16 protein-coding genes and 1 pseudogene are annotated in these 14,928 nt (G+C 70.6%); 11 read left to right on the top strand and 6 right to left on the bottom strand.

From position 1 onward, the window contains the following. Window positions 1-12 precede the first annotated feature (12 nt). Window positions 13-642, top strand: coding sequence for a hypothetical protein (locus IO30_RS0104485; RefSeq protein ID WP_031139468.1), 630 nt, complete (start codon window positions 13-15; stop codon window positions 640-642). 6 nt (window positions 643-648) lie between these two features. Here the strand turns inward: IO30_RS0104485 and IO30_RS0104480 are convergent, their stop codons facing one another. After that, complete coding sequence (locus IO30_RS0104480; protein WP_031139467.1) at window positions 649-1,095, bottom strand: hypothetical protein; 447 nt, start codon at window positions 1,093-1,095, stop codon at window positions 649-651. Window positions 1,096-1,268: 173 nt separating this feature from the next. Here IO30_RS0104480 and IO30_RS0104475 point away from each other — a divergent pair, with 173 nt between their 5' ends. After that, the gene (locus IO30_RS0104475; protein ID WP_157853079.1) at window positions 1,269-1,703 is read left to right on the top strand and encodes a hypothetical protein; all 435 of its coding nucleotides are present in this window, start codon (window positions 1,269-1,271) and stop codon (window positions 1,701-1,703) included. On the opposite strand, the gene IO30_RS44325 is transcribed toward IO30_RS0104475, so the two are convergent. Further along, window positions 1,678-2,286, bottom strand: a complete 609-nt coding sequence (locus tag IO30_RS44325) for a hypothetical protein (RefSeq protein ID WP_031139463.1) — start codon at window positions 2,284-2,286, stop codon at window positions 1,678-1,680. The genes IO30_RS0104475 and IO30_RS44325 overlap by 26 nt on opposite strands. Before the next feature lie 439 nt (window positions 2,287-2,725). Between IO30_RS44325 and IO30_RS0104465 the strand changes: the two genes are divergently transcribed. Next, window positions 2,726-3,322: a TIGR03086 family metal-binding protein gene (locus IO30_RS0104465; RefSeq protein ID WP_031139461.1), complete on the top strand. Its 597-nt coding sequence runs from the start codon at window positions 2,726-2,728 to the stop codon at window positions 3,320-3,322. 90 nt (window positions 3,323-3,412) lie between these two features. Here IO30_RS0104465 and IO30_RS0104460 read toward each other — a convergent pair whose 3' ends face one another. After that, the gene (locus IO30_RS0104460) at window positions 3,413-4,696 is read right to left on the bottom strand and encodes a phosphatase PAP2 family protein (RefSeq protein WP_031139459.1); all 1,284 of its coding nucleotides are present in this window, start codon (window positions 4,694-4,696) and stop codon (window positions 3,413-3,415) included. A 253-nt stretch (window positions 4,697-4,949) separates the two neighbouring features. On the opposite strand from IO30_RS0104460, the gene IO30_RS0104455 reads away from it, so the two are divergent. Beyond that, window positions 4,950-5,270: a hypothetical protein gene (locus tag IO30_RS0104455; protein WP_237403340.1), complete on the top strand. Its 321-nt coding sequence runs from the start codon at window positions 4,950-4,952 to the stop codon at window positions 5,268-5,270. A 227-nt stretch (window positions 5,271-5,497) separates the two neighbouring features. Here IO30_RS0104455 and IO30_RS0104450 read toward each other — a convergent pair whose 3' ends face one another. Both IO30_RS0104450 and IO30_RS0104445 read right to left on the bottom strand, forming a co-directional pair. Next, window positions 5,498-5,710: a hypothetical protein gene (locus IO30_RS0104450; RefSeq protein ID WP_031139455.1), complete on the bottom strand. Its 213-nt coding sequence runs from the start codon at window positions 5,708-5,710 to the stop codon at window positions 5,498-5,500. A gap of 310 nt (window positions 5,711-6,020) precedes the next feature. Beyond that, window positions 6,021-7,007 (bottom strand): alpha/beta fold hydrolase, encoded by a 987-nt coding sequence (locus tag IO30_RS0104445; protein WP_031139453.1) that lies wholly within the window; start codon window positions 7,005-7,007, stop codon window positions 6,021-6,023. A gap of 176 nt (window positions 7,008-7,183) precedes the next feature. Here IO30_RS0104445 and IO30_RS0104440 point away from each other — a divergent pair, with 176 nt between their 5' ends. The 6 genes from IO30_RS0104440 to IO30_RS0104410 all read left to right on the top strand — a co-directional run bounded on the left by IO30_RS0104440 (window position 7,184) and on the right by IO30_RS0104410 (window position 13,305). Continuing rightward, on the top strand, window positions 7,184-7,768 hold the full coding sequence (locus IO30_RS0104440; protein ID WP_031139451.1) for a helix-turn-helix domain-containing protein: 585 nt from the start codon (window positions 7,184-7,186) through the stop codon (window positions 7,766-7,768). Between the two features lie 222 nt (window positions 7,769-7,990). Beyond that, window positions 7,991-8,743 carry an alpha/beta fold hydrolase gene (locus tag IO30_RS0104435; protein WP_031139449.1) on the top strand — a complete coding sequence of 251 codons (753 nt, stop codon included), beginning with the start codon at window positions 7,991-7,993 and terminating at the stop codon, window positions 8,741-8,743. 368 nt (window positions 8,744-9,111) lie between these two features. Next, window positions 9,112-9,684 (top strand): snapalysin family zinc-dependent metalloprotease, encoded by a 573-nt coding sequence (locus IO30_RS0104430; RefSeq protein WP_031139447.1) that lies wholly within the window; start codon window positions 9,112-9,114, stop codon window positions 9,682-9,684. 817 nt (window positions 9,685-10,501) lie between these two features. Beyond that, window positions 10,502-11,047, top strand: a complete 546-nt coding sequence (locus tag IO30_RS0104425) for an AAA family ATPase (protein WP_031139445.1) — start codon at window positions 10,502-10,504, stop codon at window positions 11,045-11,047. A 407-nt stretch (window positions 11,048-11,454) separates the two neighbouring features. After that, window positions 11,455-11,856, top strand: coding sequence for a hypothetical protein (locus tag IO30_RS0104415; RefSeq protein WP_031139441.1), 402 nt, complete (start codon window positions 11,455-11,457; stop codon window positions 11,854-11,856). Window positions 11,857-12,273: 417 nt separating this feature from the next. Then, entirely contained in the window at window positions 12,274-13,305 is a 1,032-nt protein-coding gene (locus tag IO30_RS0104410) for a class I SAM-dependent methyltransferase (RefSeq protein ID WP_031139439.1), read from the top strand. A 443-nt stretch (window positions 13,306-13,748) separates the two neighbouring features. Here the strand turns inward: IO30_RS0104410 and IO30_RS46715 are convergent. Further along, a pseudogene (locus IO30_RS46715) lies at window positions 13,749-14,054 on the bottom strand (IS110 family transposase); the annotation flags it as partial. 37 nt (window positions 14,055-14,091) lie between these two features. On the opposite strand from IO30_RS46715, the gene IO30_RS0104400 reads away from it, so the two are divergent. Next, window positions 14,092-14,874, top strand: a complete 783-nt coding sequence (locus IO30_RS0104400; protein WP_308443079.1) for a DUF6357 family protein — start codon at window positions 14,092-14,094, stop codon at window positions 14,872-14,874. Window positions 14,875-14,928 lie beyond the last annotated feature (54 nt).

Genomic DNA, 14,928 nt, shown 5'->3' with positions numbered 1-14,928 from the left:
CGGAGCCTGCCGATGCTGGCCCTTGAATACGGGTACCCGGTGCTGCCGGGCGCAGCCCTGGAGACCCCCGGAGTCGCGGAGGTGCTACGGCGCCGGGAACGCGGGCTGCGCCGCGGGGGATGGGCGATGGCCGCGGAGGCGGCGCTGCTGGTGGCGGTGTTCGCAGCGGTCGGCCCCGGGTCGCCGCTGGCGGTGGGGACGGCCGTGGCGCTGGTGCCCGTGTTCGCGGTGACCGCCGGCCTGACCTTGCTGTGGCAGCGGGCGAGGCGCCGGGAGCGGCTCGTACTGGCCACCTACGGATGGCAGGTGTGGCCCTGTGCCGGCCGGGAGGTCCGGGTCGTGGCCGGCGAGGGGGAGCGGGCGGGCGGCCGACGCTGGGCCTCCGACGGCCGGGTCGTCCTGCTCGGGCCGGACGGCCAGAGCATCTGCTCGTTCCCGCCGCCCGGCGCCGACTGGGACGGCCCGACGCCCGCGGTGGGCCAGGAGGTGTGGTTCGCCGGGGACACCCGCTTCGGTGGTGTGCTGGCGCTTCCGGGCGGGATGCCGTTCCGCTACGTCACCCGGGCCGAGCCGGGGCGCCGCCAGGGTTCGGTCGCCGAAGACGAACTGGCCCGCCGCGCCGGGCTGCTGGGGCGGGGCTGAACGGGCTCAGGTCTGGCACTGCTTGGTGGCTGCGGGCGACCAGCCGCTCCAGGCAGCGCCGTCGGCCCGGGCGTGCACACGGATCTCGACCTTCACGGGGCCGCACACCCGGGTCGTACTTCCCACTTCGACGGGGCCGATGCTCTCGCCGGCCCGGACGTAGGTGCGCCCGCTGCCGACCTTCTCCCAGTGACCGCCTTTGACCACGCGGAAGAACGCCTCGTACGACACGTTCAGCGGCTTCGTCCCGGTGTTGCGCGCCCTGATGTACGCCGTGATCTCGCGGGTGGGGGCCTTGCCGAGGGACCCCCGCTCGGCGCTGATGCAGCCGTTGACGGCCACCCGGCCGGTCGACGTCCCTCCGCCGCACGCGACTGCCGCGGCGTGCGCGTCGGCGGGCATCGTCAGCATGGTCAGGGCGAATGCGCCGAGGACCGTTCCCGTACGCCTCAAGTGCAATGTTCCGTCCTCTTCTTCGGGTCTTCGGTTCTTCGAGCCGGTTCTGGAAAGACCATGGCTCGACCCGGGGCACGAAGAGCAGGGTCTCCTCGGGTTTTCGCCCGAATGGGCGCAGGGCGGGCCGTCGGTCTGAAAGCATCGGCAGTCCAACGACCTGGGGGGTACCCGTGCGCGCACGCGCTGCTGTGATCGCTGCTGTCGTCACCGTCCTGTTGGCCGGATGCAGTTCGTCCCCCGCCGAAGAGCTCGAGGACTGGTACTCGGACGGCGGTGAGAAGCAGATCAAGCAGATGGCGGAGGACGCCGGGGAGGTCGCCAAGGCGAGCGGTCACAAGCTCGACATCGTCGGGGAGGCCTGCCAGAAGCTGGCGAAGCACCTTCCGGCCGCCGAGAAACTGGATCCGATCCCCGACAAGGCCGCCCGGATACGGTGGGAGCGCGCACTGACGGAGCTCCGTGCCGGGTCGGACCAGTGCATCGCCGGCGTCGCCGCCAACGACGTGCCGACGGCCCAGGAAGGCGTACGGAAGGTCCAGCTCGACGGCCTCCACGTGCTGCCCGACGTCACCGACCGGATCAGGACGGTGCTGGCGGAGAAGTGAGTTCCGCGGGCCGCCGGGACCGGCGCGGGCGCCCGTGGTTGCGGCCGCGCCGGATACGCCGGCGGCTGACCTGGAGCCGGGCCGGCGCCTCGGGGTCCTGAGCCGCCAGCCCGGCGAGTGCCGGGTGCGGAATCTGCCGGGTCAGCCCCTGCGCAAGGTGGGCCTCCCGGCGGGTGCCGTCGCGCAGCCTGCCGTACCTCACCAGGCAGCCGATCTGCACGACCAGCGCGCAGCAGGTCACGATCGCCGCCGTCCCTTCCACCGCCCCGGTCGGATCGGTACCGATCATGGGGAAGGCCGTCCCCGCGATCACTGCCAGCCCGATCCACACGGCCGACGTGGCGAGGCGGCCCGTCCCGCCGGGTTGTGCGGGAAGCCGGGAGCGCAGGCGCTCGCGGCAGGCGGCGTGGAAGTCTTCCCGCACCGTGCGGAATGCGGCGTCGCGCAGGACGACGTTGCCGAGGGGAGCGGGCGCGGTGCGCCGTCGCAGGGCGGCGAGCAGGGCGTCCGGCACGGGGTGGCCGACCAGGACCCGCGGGTCGGCGCCGGCTTCGGTGAGGGTGAGGTTGCCGCGGCGGTTCACCGTGACCAGCCCGTCGAGCAGCAGCCTGGCGGCAGCGGCCTGGGCGTCGTCCCAGAGCAGCCAGAGGCCGCAGGCGGCGTGGTAGGGATCCGACGACCAGCTCGGCGGCCCGCCGGGCGGCGACCCGCCACCACCTGCGCTCCTGGAAGGTCCGCATGGCGAGGACCCCGTACAGCACAGCGGTGACGGGCAGTACCTCGGAGGCGAGTGCGACGGGGTCCACGCGCCGAGATCGGGACGAGGCACCGGGGCGCGTACAGCCGATATCTGCGATCCGGCCGGGTCCGGTCCGGTCCGGTCCGGCCCGGCCCGGCCGGGTCCGGCTCGGCAGGCCCGGAACCGGTCCGGCCCGTCGGAGGAATCTCCGGCCCGCGTCGCGATGAGTTCGGGCCCCGCGGCCGGTCTACCCTTCAGACCCATCGTCCCGGAGGAGCGCCAGATGACCGATACGACGACTCTCGACCTCGGACCACAGACCCGGATCGTGGCCCGTCTCGTGGCCGGCGTCCCGGACGCCCGGCTCACCGGCCGGACGCCCTGTCCCGAGTACGCGGTCAGCGGCCTGCTGGGGCACCTGGCAGGCCTCGCCGTCGCCTTCCGTGACGCCGGCCGCAAGGACCTGGGGCCCATGACGGACACCGTCCCCGACCCGGCCACGATGTCCCTGCCCGCCGACTGGCGTGAGCTGCTGCCACGGGTCCTGGGAGAACTGGCCGAAGCCTGGGAGGATCCGGCCGCCTGGACCGGTATGACCCGCGCGGGCGGTCTGGACCTGCCCGGTGACGTCGCGGGTGCGGTGGCCGTCGACGAACTGGTGCTGCACGGCTGGGACCTGGCCCGGGCCACCGGCCAGGAGTACGTGCCCGATCCGGCCGCGCTGAGCTCCTCGCACGCGTTCCTGCTCGCAGCCGTAGAGGAGGGCAGCACCGGCGACATCTTCGGCCCCGTCGTACCCGTACCGGCCACCGCCCCGCTGCTGGACCGGGCGGTCGGGCTGAGCGGGCGTGATCCGGGCTGGACACCGCCGTCGCCGTGACGCGGCACGCCCGTCACCGCAACGCGCAGGGCCCGGCACGTTCCCGGATCGTCCGGGAGGCGCCGGGCCCATGACCCGCGGCGGTACGGCTCACACCAGCTCGGGCTGCGGCTCGCGTCGCTGTTCCGGCAGGTGCACGGGTACGGCAGCCCGCTCCCACCGCCTGGTGGTCCGTACGTAGCCGAAGATCACCGAGGCCATCGACAGCATGATCAGCGGCCCGAACACCCACGGATGTGCGGCCATCTCCGACGACAGGTAGCGGTACGACGTCAGGATCGCGGCGAAGACGACGGTGCCGAAGACGACGAGCCGGATTCCCTGCCGGTCCCAGCCACGGTCGTACGCGCGCAGCCCCGCCTCGATCGTGAGCGTGAAGACCACACCGGCGACGATGTCCCCGCCGTAGTGGTAGCCGAAGCCCAGGGTCGCGCCGAGCGTGGCGATCAGCCAGAACGTGCCCGCGCACCGCAGCGCCAGGGGACCCTTGCGGGAGTGGAGGAAGATCGCGGTGGCCCATGCGGTGTGCAGGCTGGGCATGCAGTTGCGCGGGGTGAACTCGTCGAAGGGCATCGGCTGAGGGGTGCCGATCGGCGGGGGCGTGTTCGGCCACAGGTCGGCCACGGCCCACTGGGCCCCGTCGGCGCCGTAGGCGAAGATGGGGCCGACCACCGGGTAGATCATGTAGATGCCCGGGCCGAGCAGGCCGATGACCAGGAAGGTGCGCACCAGGTGGTGGCGCGGGAAGCGGCGCTCGACCGACACCCTGCGCAGCTGGTAGAGCGCGACGACGACGGCGGCCACCGCGAGCTGAATGTAGACCCAGTCGAGGACGTGGGCGCCGATCGAGCCGGTGGCCTCGACGATGCGGCCCACCACCCATGACGGGTTGCCCAAGGCGTGATCGGCGGTCGCCACGTACTGGTCGAGCACCATGGGGCGCGTCTTCGACGTGATCAGCAGCCACGCGTAGCCGGTCTTCCGGCCGGCCACCAGCAGCAGGGCCAGGCCGACGCCCTTCAGCAGCAGGGCGCGGTCGCGGCCCGTCCGACGCGTGAGGGCGATGACGGCGCAGGCCAACGTCACCCACAGGGCGCCGTTCCCGTACATCATCTCGGCGTCGACCGCCCACCGCACGAGCCAGAAGACGAGGTCGATGCCGATCGCGGCGCCGAGCGCGATGAAGCGCTGCCGCCAGGGGAGCACGACCAGCATCAAGGCCATGCTGACGTACAGCACCGTCCCCGACCTGGGGGCGAAGATCACTTCGCGCGCCTGGTCGGTGATCGGCCCCGGCTTGCCGTAGTGACGCGCGGCGATCTCCAGCGCAATGAAGAACCCGAGGGCCACCACGCCCACCGCGACCCACAGCATGGTGCGGGGCCGGCGCGGTGCCGTGGACCTGAAGCTGCCGTCTATTCGCGAAAGGACGCGTTCTACCGTAGATATCAATTTTCAGCCGATTTATTATATTTTGAACGTGATCGTTGCGAGCTCGAACATGTTAACGGAGCGGGGCGCTGACATGAATGCCGCGGCCGCGAAGCAACGATTGTGCGGCGTGGTGCGTCCGGGGAGGTGTGCGGGTCGGCCTTGGGTGTGGCCCGGCCCCGTCGAGGGGGTTCCTGTGGCACAGGACGTGGAACGGGAGCGCGGCGCGCAAGCGGCACCGAACGCGCACGAGCGGGTCCTCGCAGAGGGCCGGCGGGTGATGCGGGAGGCCCTGCGCACGAGCCGGAGCTGGGCGCACTTCGGTCTGGCGCTGACGGTCCTGGTGCTCGGGGCGGTCGGGTACTCGAACGGCCCTCAGTGGCCGTCGATCATCGGCGGCGTGTTCGCGCTCTGGTTCGCGCCGGCCCTGGCCGTCGTCCGCAGCCGCGGCGGGCGGGGCGCGAAGGCGATCGGGCGTGCGTACATCGCGACCTTCGGCTGGGCCGCGTGGCTCTGACCCGCCCCGCCCCGACCGACCCGACTTGACGTGACTGTTCCTGCGGGATTCAGAAACCGTCCCCTGGCTGCCCGTGCCGAAGAGAAGTCCGCCACGAACTCGTGCACGACAGGGATGAGTTGGCTCTGGTGTTGATGCCCGGAACCCGAACTGTCCGCTACGGCATGGGGCCGGCCCCGGACGGCAAGGTCCGGGGCCGGCCAGGGTCTTGCTCGCCCCTACGCTGGTCAGTCCGCGGTGCGGCGGAGGTCCGAAGTGCGCTGCTGGGGCAGGGTCCGCAGGCGCCGCGGCCTGCGCTGCGAGGAGCGGTCAGCACCGGATCCGCGGCGGTGCCGGGCCGTGCCGTGTTCGGACGTCGTACGCCCCGCCGGAGGCGCGAGTACGAGCGCGGTGATCATCGCCACCACGATGCCGAGGATGATCACGGTACCCATGGACATGCGTGCCGCCTTTCATCGGTTCCTCAATGACCTGTAGCTCAGTGTTACCACTCTGTGACTCTTTAAACACGGTGCGTCACTCGCGAAGGGAATTCGCAGCGGAACGTGGCGGGATATGGCCTGCGCCGGTGAACGGACGAGGTGATCCGAGGAGTTCCCCGACGAGGAACACAACACCCCCACCCGGTACGGAAAGTGCCGGGGTCGAAGGGCTGTGCATTCCCGTGGGCCGAAAGGCGGCTGACCTGTGCGAAAGCCGTGTCGCCTGTGTGCGTGGGGTGCCCGGGGCCCGGTGCGCGGTGCGTCCGGTTCAGCGCTGAAGGGCGGTGAGCCAGTCGGTCAGCAGGCGGTTGACCTCGTCGGGGCGTTCCTGCTGGATCCAGTGGCCGCAGCCTTCCAGCAAGTGGGAGGCGGACAGGGCGGGGAGGGTGGCGGGGTAGGCGTTGATGGCGTCGGCCATCCAGGTGGTGGAGGCGTCCAGGGCGCCGCCGATGAACAGGGACGGCTGCCGGATCGGGGCCCCACGGTGGGGGGCGAGGTCCTCCCAGTCGCGGTCCATGTTGCGGTAGCGGTTGAGGGCGCCGGTCAGGCCCGTGCGCTCGAACTCCGCGGCGTAGACGCCGAGGTCGTCCTCGCTCAGCCAGGCGGGGAGCTCGCCTGTGGGGAAGCGGTCGCGCAGTCGGCCGCCGTGGGTGACGAAGTGCGGGTCGGGCCCGCCCTGGGCGGGCAGGGTGTCGCCGGACAGCGCCGCGTAGAAACCGGCGAGCCAGCCCCGGACGTCGGGCTCGATCTCCGCCTCGGCACGGCCGGGCTCCTGGAAGTAGGAGACGTAGAACTCCTGCTCAGGACCGCCGATCCGGCCGAAGACGTCGGAGGGGCGGGGGCCGCCCGGCGGTGCGTAGGGGACGCTCAGCAGGCCGACGGCGCGGAAGACCTCCGGGTGGAGCAGCGCGGACGAGGCGGCGATGTTGGACCCCCAGTCGTGGCCGACGACCACGGCGCTCTCCTCGCCGAGGGCGCGCACCGCGGCGACGTTGTCCTCCACGAGGTCGAGCATCCGGTAGGCGTCGGTCGCGGCGGGCTTGGAGGAGCGGCCGTAGCCGCGAACGTCGATCGCCACCGCCCGGTAGCCGGCGGCGGCGAGGGCCGGGAGCTGGCGGCGCCAGGAGTACCAGGACTCGGGGAAGCCGTGCACGAGCAGGACCAGCGGGCCGGTGCCCTGCTCGACCAGGTGCAGGCGCCCGGCCGGGGTCTCGACGGTGCGGTGACGGTGTTCGGCGGTCGGCTCGGGCCGCATGGGCTTCTCCTCGGTTCGCGGGGCGGACGCGGGTACCCGTCGATCATGCGGCGCGGAGGCGGCCCGATGCGATCAGCCTTGCCATTCTGGCAAACTCGCAGGACAGGGCGGTGGGGCGGCAGGGTGTGCGGCGGGAAGGAGCGGGAACAGTGACGGACGGCGACTGGGCCGGCGCGATGGCGGCGATGGGGCCCAGGCTGCGAGCCGCGCGCGAACGGCACGGCGCCACGCTCGCCGGCATCAGCCGCGCGACCGGCATCTCGTCGAGCACGCTGTCGCGGATCGAGACCGGCCGGCGCAAACCCACCCTGGAGGTGGTGCTGCAACTGGCGAAGGAGTACGGCGTCTCCCTGGACGAGCTGGCCGGTACCCCACCCGCCCCGGTGGCCGAGCCGCGCACCTCGGCGCCACTGACCTTCGGTGACGACAAGGCGGTGCTGCCGCTCACCCGGTACGTCGGCGGTCTGCACGCCCACAAGCACGTACTGCCCGCCGTCGAGGATCCGCCCGTACGGCCCCGGCAGGTCTCCCACGAGGGCTACGAGTGGCTGTGCGTCCTGTACGGGCGGCTCTGGCTCGCGCTGGGCGGCCAGGACCTGGTCCTGGCCGCCGGGGACGTCGCCGAGTTCGACACCCGCACCCCGCACGGGGTGGCGAACGCGGGCCCCGGCGGGCCGGTCGAGTACCTGATCCTGTTCGGGCCGCAGGGCGAACGACTGCGGCCGCGGACCAAACCGGCCCCCGGGCGCGGCGCCCCGTAGCCCTCAGCTGCGCGGCAGTGGGTTGCCGCCCATCCCGATGGCGCGGCGAAGTCCGTTGGCCGTGTGGTGGTTTGGCCAGGTGGCCGGCACGTGATCAGGGCCGTTGACCGTTCGGGGGCCGAACCATCGGCAGGCCTGCCGGCCAGCCCCGTGCCGCGCCCGGAACAGAAGCCTGACGGTGGGCGTGAGGCCCGTACGGCTCCAAGAGCGGGGGGATTCGACATGTCCGAAGTGGTCTCGTCAGACGGCACGGCAATCGCCTGTGAGCAGCACGGCGACGCAGGTCCGGCGGCAATTCTCGTCGGCGGCACCTTGATGACCCGGTTCCGGCACACACCGCTCGCCTCGCTGCTGGCAGGTGACTTCAGCGTCATCAACTACGACCGCAGGGGCCGCGGTGAAAGTGGCGACGGCCCCGTTTACGACGTTCAGCGCGAGGTCGACGACCTGGAGGCGCTGATCGAGCGGGTGGGCGGGGGCGGGCCGGTGCTGCTCTTCGGGATGTCCTCCGGAGCCGTCCTGGCCTTGGAGGCCGTGGCCAGGGGGAGCGCGGTGTCCGCCCTGGCCCTGTACGAACCGCCGTTCATCGTCGACGACGCCCGCCCACCGCAGCCCGCCGAGTACGTCGACCGCATGAAGGCGATCGTCGCTCGGGACGAAGCCATCGCGCAGATGCGGCGCACCCCGGTCTGGGCCGCGTGGGAGGCAGCCGCCCCGACCCTGCCCTACGACGGTCAGCTGATGGCCGACTTCATGTCCGGCCGGCCGCTGCCCACCGACCGCCGGCGGTCCGTGAAGGTGCCCGTACTCGCCGGCTACGGCAGCGCGAGCGAGACGTACCTGGCCAACGGGGCGAAGGAACTCGCCGCCCGCCGGGACAACTACACGTTGCACGCCCTCCCCGGCCAGACCCACAACGTCGACCCACACGCCCTCGCGCCTGTGCTGACCACGTTCTTCGCAGCGGCGGGATAGGTCCCGGTCGGGAAGGGACGTCGAGATCAGCGCGTTCAACCCCGCCCGGGTCTCTCAGCGACCTGGACGGTCGCTTGCTGGGGGGCCTTCTCGCCCCACCCCGGGTTGATCTCCGGGCCCACCCGCAGGGGCCGTACGGCCGCGCGAGCCCCCTGGGCGGCGGCGCCCGCTGACCGGGCATCGGCTGGAGTGCCTGCCGGAATTGGCTGGCAGGTGCATGACGGGTTGGTGGGGTGCGGGGCTACCTTCTTAGGGCTCCGGAGAGGCGGCTGTCCGAACTCGCGGGCCACAGGCGGGCGGTGGCGGCGTCTCCAGTGCCCCGGTTCCGCCGAGGGGCCGGGTCCCCCCACGCCTGAAGGAAGACGACCATGTCTCTGGGTACCTGGCTGAAAGTCGGCACATCCGCTGCCGCGCTGGTCCTCGCGGCGGCAACCGCCGCGACCGCGGCACCCGCACCCGTACCGGACTCCACCGCAGCGGTAGTGACGCTCCGCTACGACGACAGCCGGGCCGGCGGCTGGGAAGCGGCCATCGCGGCCGGGGTCGCCTCCTGGAACGCGAACGTCAGCAACGTACGGCTGGTGGAGGCCGCGCCCGGGACCCGGGCCGAGATCGTCATCGTGGCCACCACCGGCTGGCCGCAGGCCACCCTCGGTCCGGTCCGTCCCGGGCGGCAGGTACGAGTCGAACTCGGCGCGCAGGCCGTGAGCCAGGGGTACGACAAGACGCGCATCGCTGCGCACGAGCTGGGCCACAGCCTGGGCCTCCCGGACACCAAGCCGGGGCCGTGCTCCCAGCTGATGTCCGGGTCCAGCGCCGGGACGGCCTGCGCCAACGCGGTGCCCAACGCGACCGAGCGGTCCCGCGTGCAGAACGCGTACGCGAACGGGCTGGCGGCAATCGTGCCGACCGACGGCCGGGTACTCATCGACGCCCCCTGACCGGCCGGGTCAGCGGTTGGGTCGGTGTGGGAGCCTGGCCGGAACGAGACACCTGGACGGCAGCCGTACCGACCCACTGGAAGCCGCTCCGCGCTCGGGTACTGCTTCTGCGGTGTGCGTGGGAGGGAGACCCATCCGACCCTGTGCATCCGTGAGTTCGGCCCGGCGAGGCGAGGCGGCGGCCCCGCCTCGCCGGACACCCGCGATGGCGGACGGTATCCAACTCCCGGCCGTCACGGCCGCGGAGGCCGATACGGAGGCCCCGCCCCGCTCCCGTCGCCGCCCCCTGAACCGGGCGACGGAATGGGGCCGACGCCCGCGGAGCGAGAGCCTGGTGAGCCCGAACGCGAAGATCCGGCCCCCTCTGCTCCGGGCGGTGCCACGGCTCGGGCCGAGAAGACGCATCCGGGTCGAGGCGTACGACCAAGGCGCATGGCACCAGGTCCGGGCTCGCCCTACGACCCCGACCTTCTTTCTGGCCACAGGCATGGACGTTCCGGCGGGCAGTACGGTCGAGATCCCGGTCCGCGTCACACTGCCGACGCTCTGCTCGGTGAGATCTGGCTCGAAGCCGCGTGCGGCAGCCACCTCAGCCAAGAGGTGCACTCCACCTCCGAGCCCGTCCGGACCGAGATCGTCCGCCCGAGCGAGGAAGGCCCGGGCAACGGCGAGTTTCCCGGTAACGGGGACCCAGGTACCCAGCACCCCTGCCGACCCCTCAGCCCGAGCCCGAGCCCGGTGCCGTGCTGGCCGAGGTCTGCCTGATCCGCACGCATATCGTTCGCGCGGTTCGACTGCTCGGTGGCAGAGTGCGGTGATGGATCAAGCAGAGGTATTGCTCATCGGAGGGCGCCCGGGCGTCGGCAAGACGACGGTCGGGTGGGAGGTCTCAGCACGTCTGCGCGCCGCGACGGTTGCGCACTGCGTCATCGAAGGCGACTTCATGGGGCAGGCCCATCCCGCTCCCGAAGGGGACCCCCGACGCAGGAGGATCGCCGAGCGCAATCTGACGGCGCTCTGGTCGAACTACGCCGAGCTCGGGTACCGCCGCCTGATCTACACGCACACGGTGAGCGTCCTGGCCGAGAACGAGGGCATGTTCCAGCGCGCCATGGGTTCGGACGTCAGGATCGTACGCGTCGTGCTCACCGCCTCGGATGCCACCGCCCGCGAGCGGCTGACCGGTCGGGAGCTGGGCTCGGAGCTGGAACACGAGCTGGAGAGCAGCACCCGTAAGGCGCGGGTTCTGGAGGAGCAGACGCCCCTGGACACGGTGCGCGTGGCGACCGACGGACGTTCCGTGGTCGACATAGCGGGCGAGGTGGTGGGCGCTACCGGCTGGCTGCCCAGCGCCTGCGGTTAGGTTCTTCGCCGTCGTCGGGGGCGAGGTCGTGGCCCTCGAACCACAGGGCTGCGGCCACCTCGAGGACCGCGGGGCGGTCGGGCCGGCGACGGGGAGCACGGGCAGCACCGTGCTCCCCCTCGGCACGCACCGCGCGCTGCCGGTGAAGACCCGTGCGAATCCACTCCTCAAGAGAGCTGCCTCGGTCCTCACCAGGTCCCAGCCGTCGGCGAGCTGGGTCGTTCGAGAGGTCCTGGCGAGTCTGTGGGTCTTCGCAGGCCAGGAACGCGGAGAGGCAAGCCGATCGGTAGTCGTCGCGGAGATCCGCCAGCGCCTTCAGTGCCGCCTTGCTCTCCTCCGTCGGTACTCCCCGGCGCAAGTCCTCCATGGAGGCGTACTGGAGCTCCGGGCGAGCGAAGTACCAGGCCATGTCGGCACCGACCTTTTCGGAGTCGGAGCCGGTCCGCATGTGGTCAATGATCGCTCTCTGGACCTGGCGGTGGCCGCAAGCTGCGACCCGCTGGCAGAACGAGCTGCAGTATGCCGCTGCGGCATTGATCGTGCACTGCGGCCAGAGTGAGGAGGCCCGCGTGCTGCCGTGTCGCCGCGGGGTCCTTGGCTGCGGCCTCGCCGAGCTGGTATCGCTTCACCTCGTTGCGGTGGTACTGGTGCTCATCTTCCATGATCGGCCGCAACTGCCAGTTCGGGCAGAAGATCGCAAGGAGCTCGTCCAGCAGGGGTTCAAAGTCAACTTCCCGCCCGGCTCGGTCAGGGAGCATCTCTACTGGCATTCCGTGGCCCTCCCTGGTTCAGATGTCTCAGCCCAATGAGAGCCTCGGCTCAGGCCAGGCCGTCTCTTCCGGTCAGCCACCTCCGCAGCGCGGCACTGGGCGCGCAGCGTCCGGCCGGCGGCCGCGTCGCAAGCCCTGGCGCGCCCGGAGCGGCTACCGCGCTTCAGCTGCCCGCGCGCAGGCGGTCACCTGCGCCCCGGCGGTGTCGTCGCCGACATGCGAATTTACTACAGGCCCGCTATAGGAACGCTATACTGCAAAATTTTACGAATACTTGAGGTTGACGTCTTTGGCGGGCTCCAAGCAGGATCGGCAGTGGGTATTCAAGAGGGGTGGGCGGGGATCGAGTTCTTCGTTCTCGCTTTATCTGGACGTCACCCCGCCGGTTCGCCTTTGCAACTCAAAGGAATATTCCAAATGACGCCTCATGCCACGCTCGCGAGGATTCGCGAATACATGGTGGGCCCCACTCGGTTCATGACCCTGGTCTCCTGTTTCGAGCTCGGCATCATCGACAGGCTCCGGGAGAATTCCGGTCTCACAGCGTCCGAGCTCGCCGAGACGGCCGGGGCAAAGCCGGACGCCGTGGAGCAGCTCCTGCTCCTGCTGGTCAAGGAAGGCTTCGTCTCGTACGACGAGTCGACCGGGGGCTACTCCCTCGACGCACTCGCGGACGTCCCCCAGTCCGACCTCGAACACGTGCTCGCCGGACTGCAGATGATCAAAGGCGCCGCGCTCAGGCAGCTGTACTACCTCACCGAGAGCGTGCGGTCCGGTTCCCTCGTAGGTCTGAAGGAGCTGTACGGATTCGAGGGAAACCTGTACAACGCCATGGCCGTGCACACGGAACTGCGCGAGCCCTGGGCGAAACTGATGAACAGCGAGACGAAGCGCATCGACCCGTGGTTCTTCGAGAACATCGACATCGCCGCCGGCGCACAGGTCATCGACGTCGCCGGCAACACGGGGCTCGGGGCGATCCACACGTACAAGCTGAAGACCTCGCCGGGGCTTCGGGTGACGACCTTCGACCTGCCCCCGAAGGAGGCGGAGTGCCTGGAGAACTTCCGGGCGCACGGCGTGGAGGAGCACTGCTCGTTCATCGGCGGTGACGTCTTCGCCGGGATCCCCAAGGGCTTCGACACCGTGCTGATCAAGCACTTCCTGCCGATGTTCGACAAGAGTGAGGTGTTGCGGATCCTCCGGGCCGTGAACGAGTCGCTGGAGATCGGCGGTGAACTCAACATCCTCACACCGGTATACCCCGAGGACACCAAGGACGCCGACTTCCGCTCCATCGATTTCTTCCCCGCTTTCTTCCTCGGCTGCGCCATGGGTCAGGGCGGGCCGCAGAAGATGTCGACGTACCAGCGATGGCTCGAGGAGTGCGGGTTCAAGGTCACGAAGGCGATTGCCGAGGAGGCCGCCAGCATGCCTCCTGAGGCATTGCCGGTGGACGCCATCCTCTGTGCGACGAAGATCGCCTGAACCATCGATCCCGCCGCATCAGGGCCGGGGACCGATTCTCCGGTCTCCGGCCCTCGCGGCTTCTGCTCCATGGGAGCGCCATCGACGCAAGCCTGCGAGGGCGGGCGGTATAGGGGCAGGCCCTGGGTACCGGAACGGGGCCCGGGGCGAAGCCGGCTCCGACGGGGCCGAGCGGGTGTGCACTGCGGCGCCCATGCATTCATCGCGGATGGCTAGGAGTTTTGGCAGGACGCGGATCCTGGCGAAGCCGGCGGCCCTTGTGAGAGCGGGGATTTCGAGACCGCGGTCGCCTTTTCCCTCACCGACGACGGATCGGTTCGCTGGGTGACTGTTGGGCTGCGGTGCCAGAAGGATGGTGTCGCAGGGGTCCATGCCGACTTGAAGATCGACTACAGCCCCACGGACCACCTCCCGACCATGGTGTAGGGCTCCAGGACGTCCAGGTGCTGCAACCGCTGCCCCAGTACCCGCCTCAGCGACGGATGGCTCTGGGAGAGCAGGCCGTGATGCCGGGTCGCGACCCTGGTGCCTCGCCGGCCAGGTCGCCGTCGAACCCGACGATCATCTCCAGCTCGGCGATCCGCCGCATTGTCGGCCCCGGGAAGGCAAGCCACGGGGCAGCCCGTGTCCTTCGCGACCGTCAGCGGCAGAGCGCCGATCGAGGTCGTCCGGTCGACCCGGGTGACGGCGGCGGCGTGGTGTTCGCCCTTGCCGCGGTCCGTCGATGCCTTCGGATTCGGTGACACCACCCCCTCGGATCATGAACGACAAGGGGGAGGGGGCGTCATGCCGGACCCGAAAGGGGGCGGGCCGACCTGCCAGTTCTCCTGGCTGTTCGTCGGCTGTGCACGGCAGGTCCGTCCGCTCTGGCTCGACTACGCTGGTGGAGCCATCCCACGTGAACGAAGGACGCATATGGCTCGCCCCTACAACCCCGGACCGAAGCAGTTCGTCTTCGCTGTCGGCGATGGCAACGACCAGCAGGTCTCCGTGGGCGACCCTCAGGAAGCCTACGTAGCGTTCTCCGCGTTCTTCCGTGGTCGAGATTCCGACACCTACACCATCAAAGATGAACTGTCGGGGCAGGGGTTGGTACTCATGCCCGGGCAAGGTGTGATCTCCCGGATCAGAGATGCGGACCGACCCCGGTCGGAATACCTCCAGGTCGACAGGGGCAATCGCTTCCTTCCGAGCGCGATGCTCTTCTTCGAGAACGGATATGCCGGACTCGACCGCTTCGGCCAGTGGTTCTCCGACCTCGCCGACCTCGACGCGTCACCGGAGACCCGCGGTGCCGCCCGCGCCGCCGCGATCACGACAGAAGCAGCGGCGATCGAAGAAGTCGCGCGGATCTGGGCGGATTCGGGCTACGTGGACCCGAGCGACCAGTACTACGTCTTCTTCGACTCGCATGGTGTCGACGATGACCGGGCCGAACGAGCCGAGCTGCTCAAGCTGATCGAGTTCCTCGGTCTCGAACGAGTCGACGCCCCGGCCGAGGCCGCCGGGGGCGAAGTCTGGGTGCGCACCGACACCCGCCTCGACGACGAATTCGCACGGTGGTCGTGAACAGATCGTGCGGGGCAGGGCTGCACCATCGCGGTGCTGCAGGCCGGCGCCGTT

The sequence above is a fragment of the Streptomyces xanthophaeus genome, from assembly GCF_000725805.1.
GTDB classification, from domain to species: domain Bacteria; phylum Actinomycetota; class Actinomycetes; order Streptomycetales; family Streptomycetaceae; genus Streptomyces; species Streptomyces xanthophaeus.
This window is presented reverse-complemented; position numbering and strand designations above follow the sequence as displayed.

What these genes read in the sequence shown, in the direction of transcription:
- IO30_RS0104485 (WP_031139468.1), top strand. Translation starts at nt 13, where the DNA reads ATGCTGGCCCTTGAATACGGGTACCCGGTGCTGCCGGGCGCAGCCCTG.
- IO30_RS0104465 (WP_031139461.1), top strand. Translation starts at nt 2,726, where the DNA reads ATGACCGATACGACGACTCTCGACCTCGGACCACAGACCCGGATCGTG.
- IO30_RS0104460 (WP_031139459.1), bottom strand. Translation starts at nt 4,696, where the DNA reads ATGCTGTGGGTCGCGGTGGGCGTGGTGGCCCTCGGGTTCTTCATTGCG.
- IO30_RS0104450 (WP_031139455.1), bottom strand. Translation starts at nt 5,710, where the DNA reads ATGTCCATGGGTACCGTGATCATCCTCGGCATCGTGGTGGCGATGATC.
- IO30_RS0104445 (WP_031139453.1), bottom strand. Translation starts at nt 7,007, where the DNA reads ATGCGGCCCGAGCCGACCGCCGAACACCGTCACCGCACCGTCGAGACC.
- IO30_RS0104440 (WP_031139451.1), top strand. Translation starts at nt 7,184, where the DNA reads ATGGCGGCGATGGGGCCCAGGCTGCGAGCCGCGCGCGAACGGCACGGC.
- IO30_RS0104435 (WP_031139449.1), top strand. Translation starts at nt 7,991, where the DNA reads ATGTCCGAAGTGGTCTCGTCAGACGGCACGGCAATCGCCTGTGAGCAG.
- IO30_RS0104430 (WP_031139447.1), top strand. Translation starts at nt 9,112, where the DNA reads ATGTCTCTGGGTACCTGGCTGAAAGTCGGCACATCCGCTGCCGCGCTG.
- IO30_RS0104425 (WP_031139445.1), top strand. Translation starts at nt 10,502, where the DNA reads ATGGATCAAGCAGAGGTATTGCTCATCGGAGGGCGCCCGGGCGTCGGC.
- IO30_RS0104415 (WP_031139441.1), top strand. Translation starts at nt 11,455, where the DNA reads ATGTCGGCACCGACCTTTTCGGAGTCGGAGCCGGTCCGCATGTGGTCA.
- IO30_RS0104410 (WP_031139439.1), top strand. Translation starts at nt 12,274, where the DNA reads ATGGTGGGCCCCACTCGGTTCATGACCCTGGTCTCCTGTTTCGAGCTC.
- IO30_RS0104400 (WP_308443079.1), top strand. Translation starts at nt 14,092, where the DNA reads ATGCCGGACCCGAAAGGGGGCGGGCCGACCTGCCAGTTCTCCTGGCTG.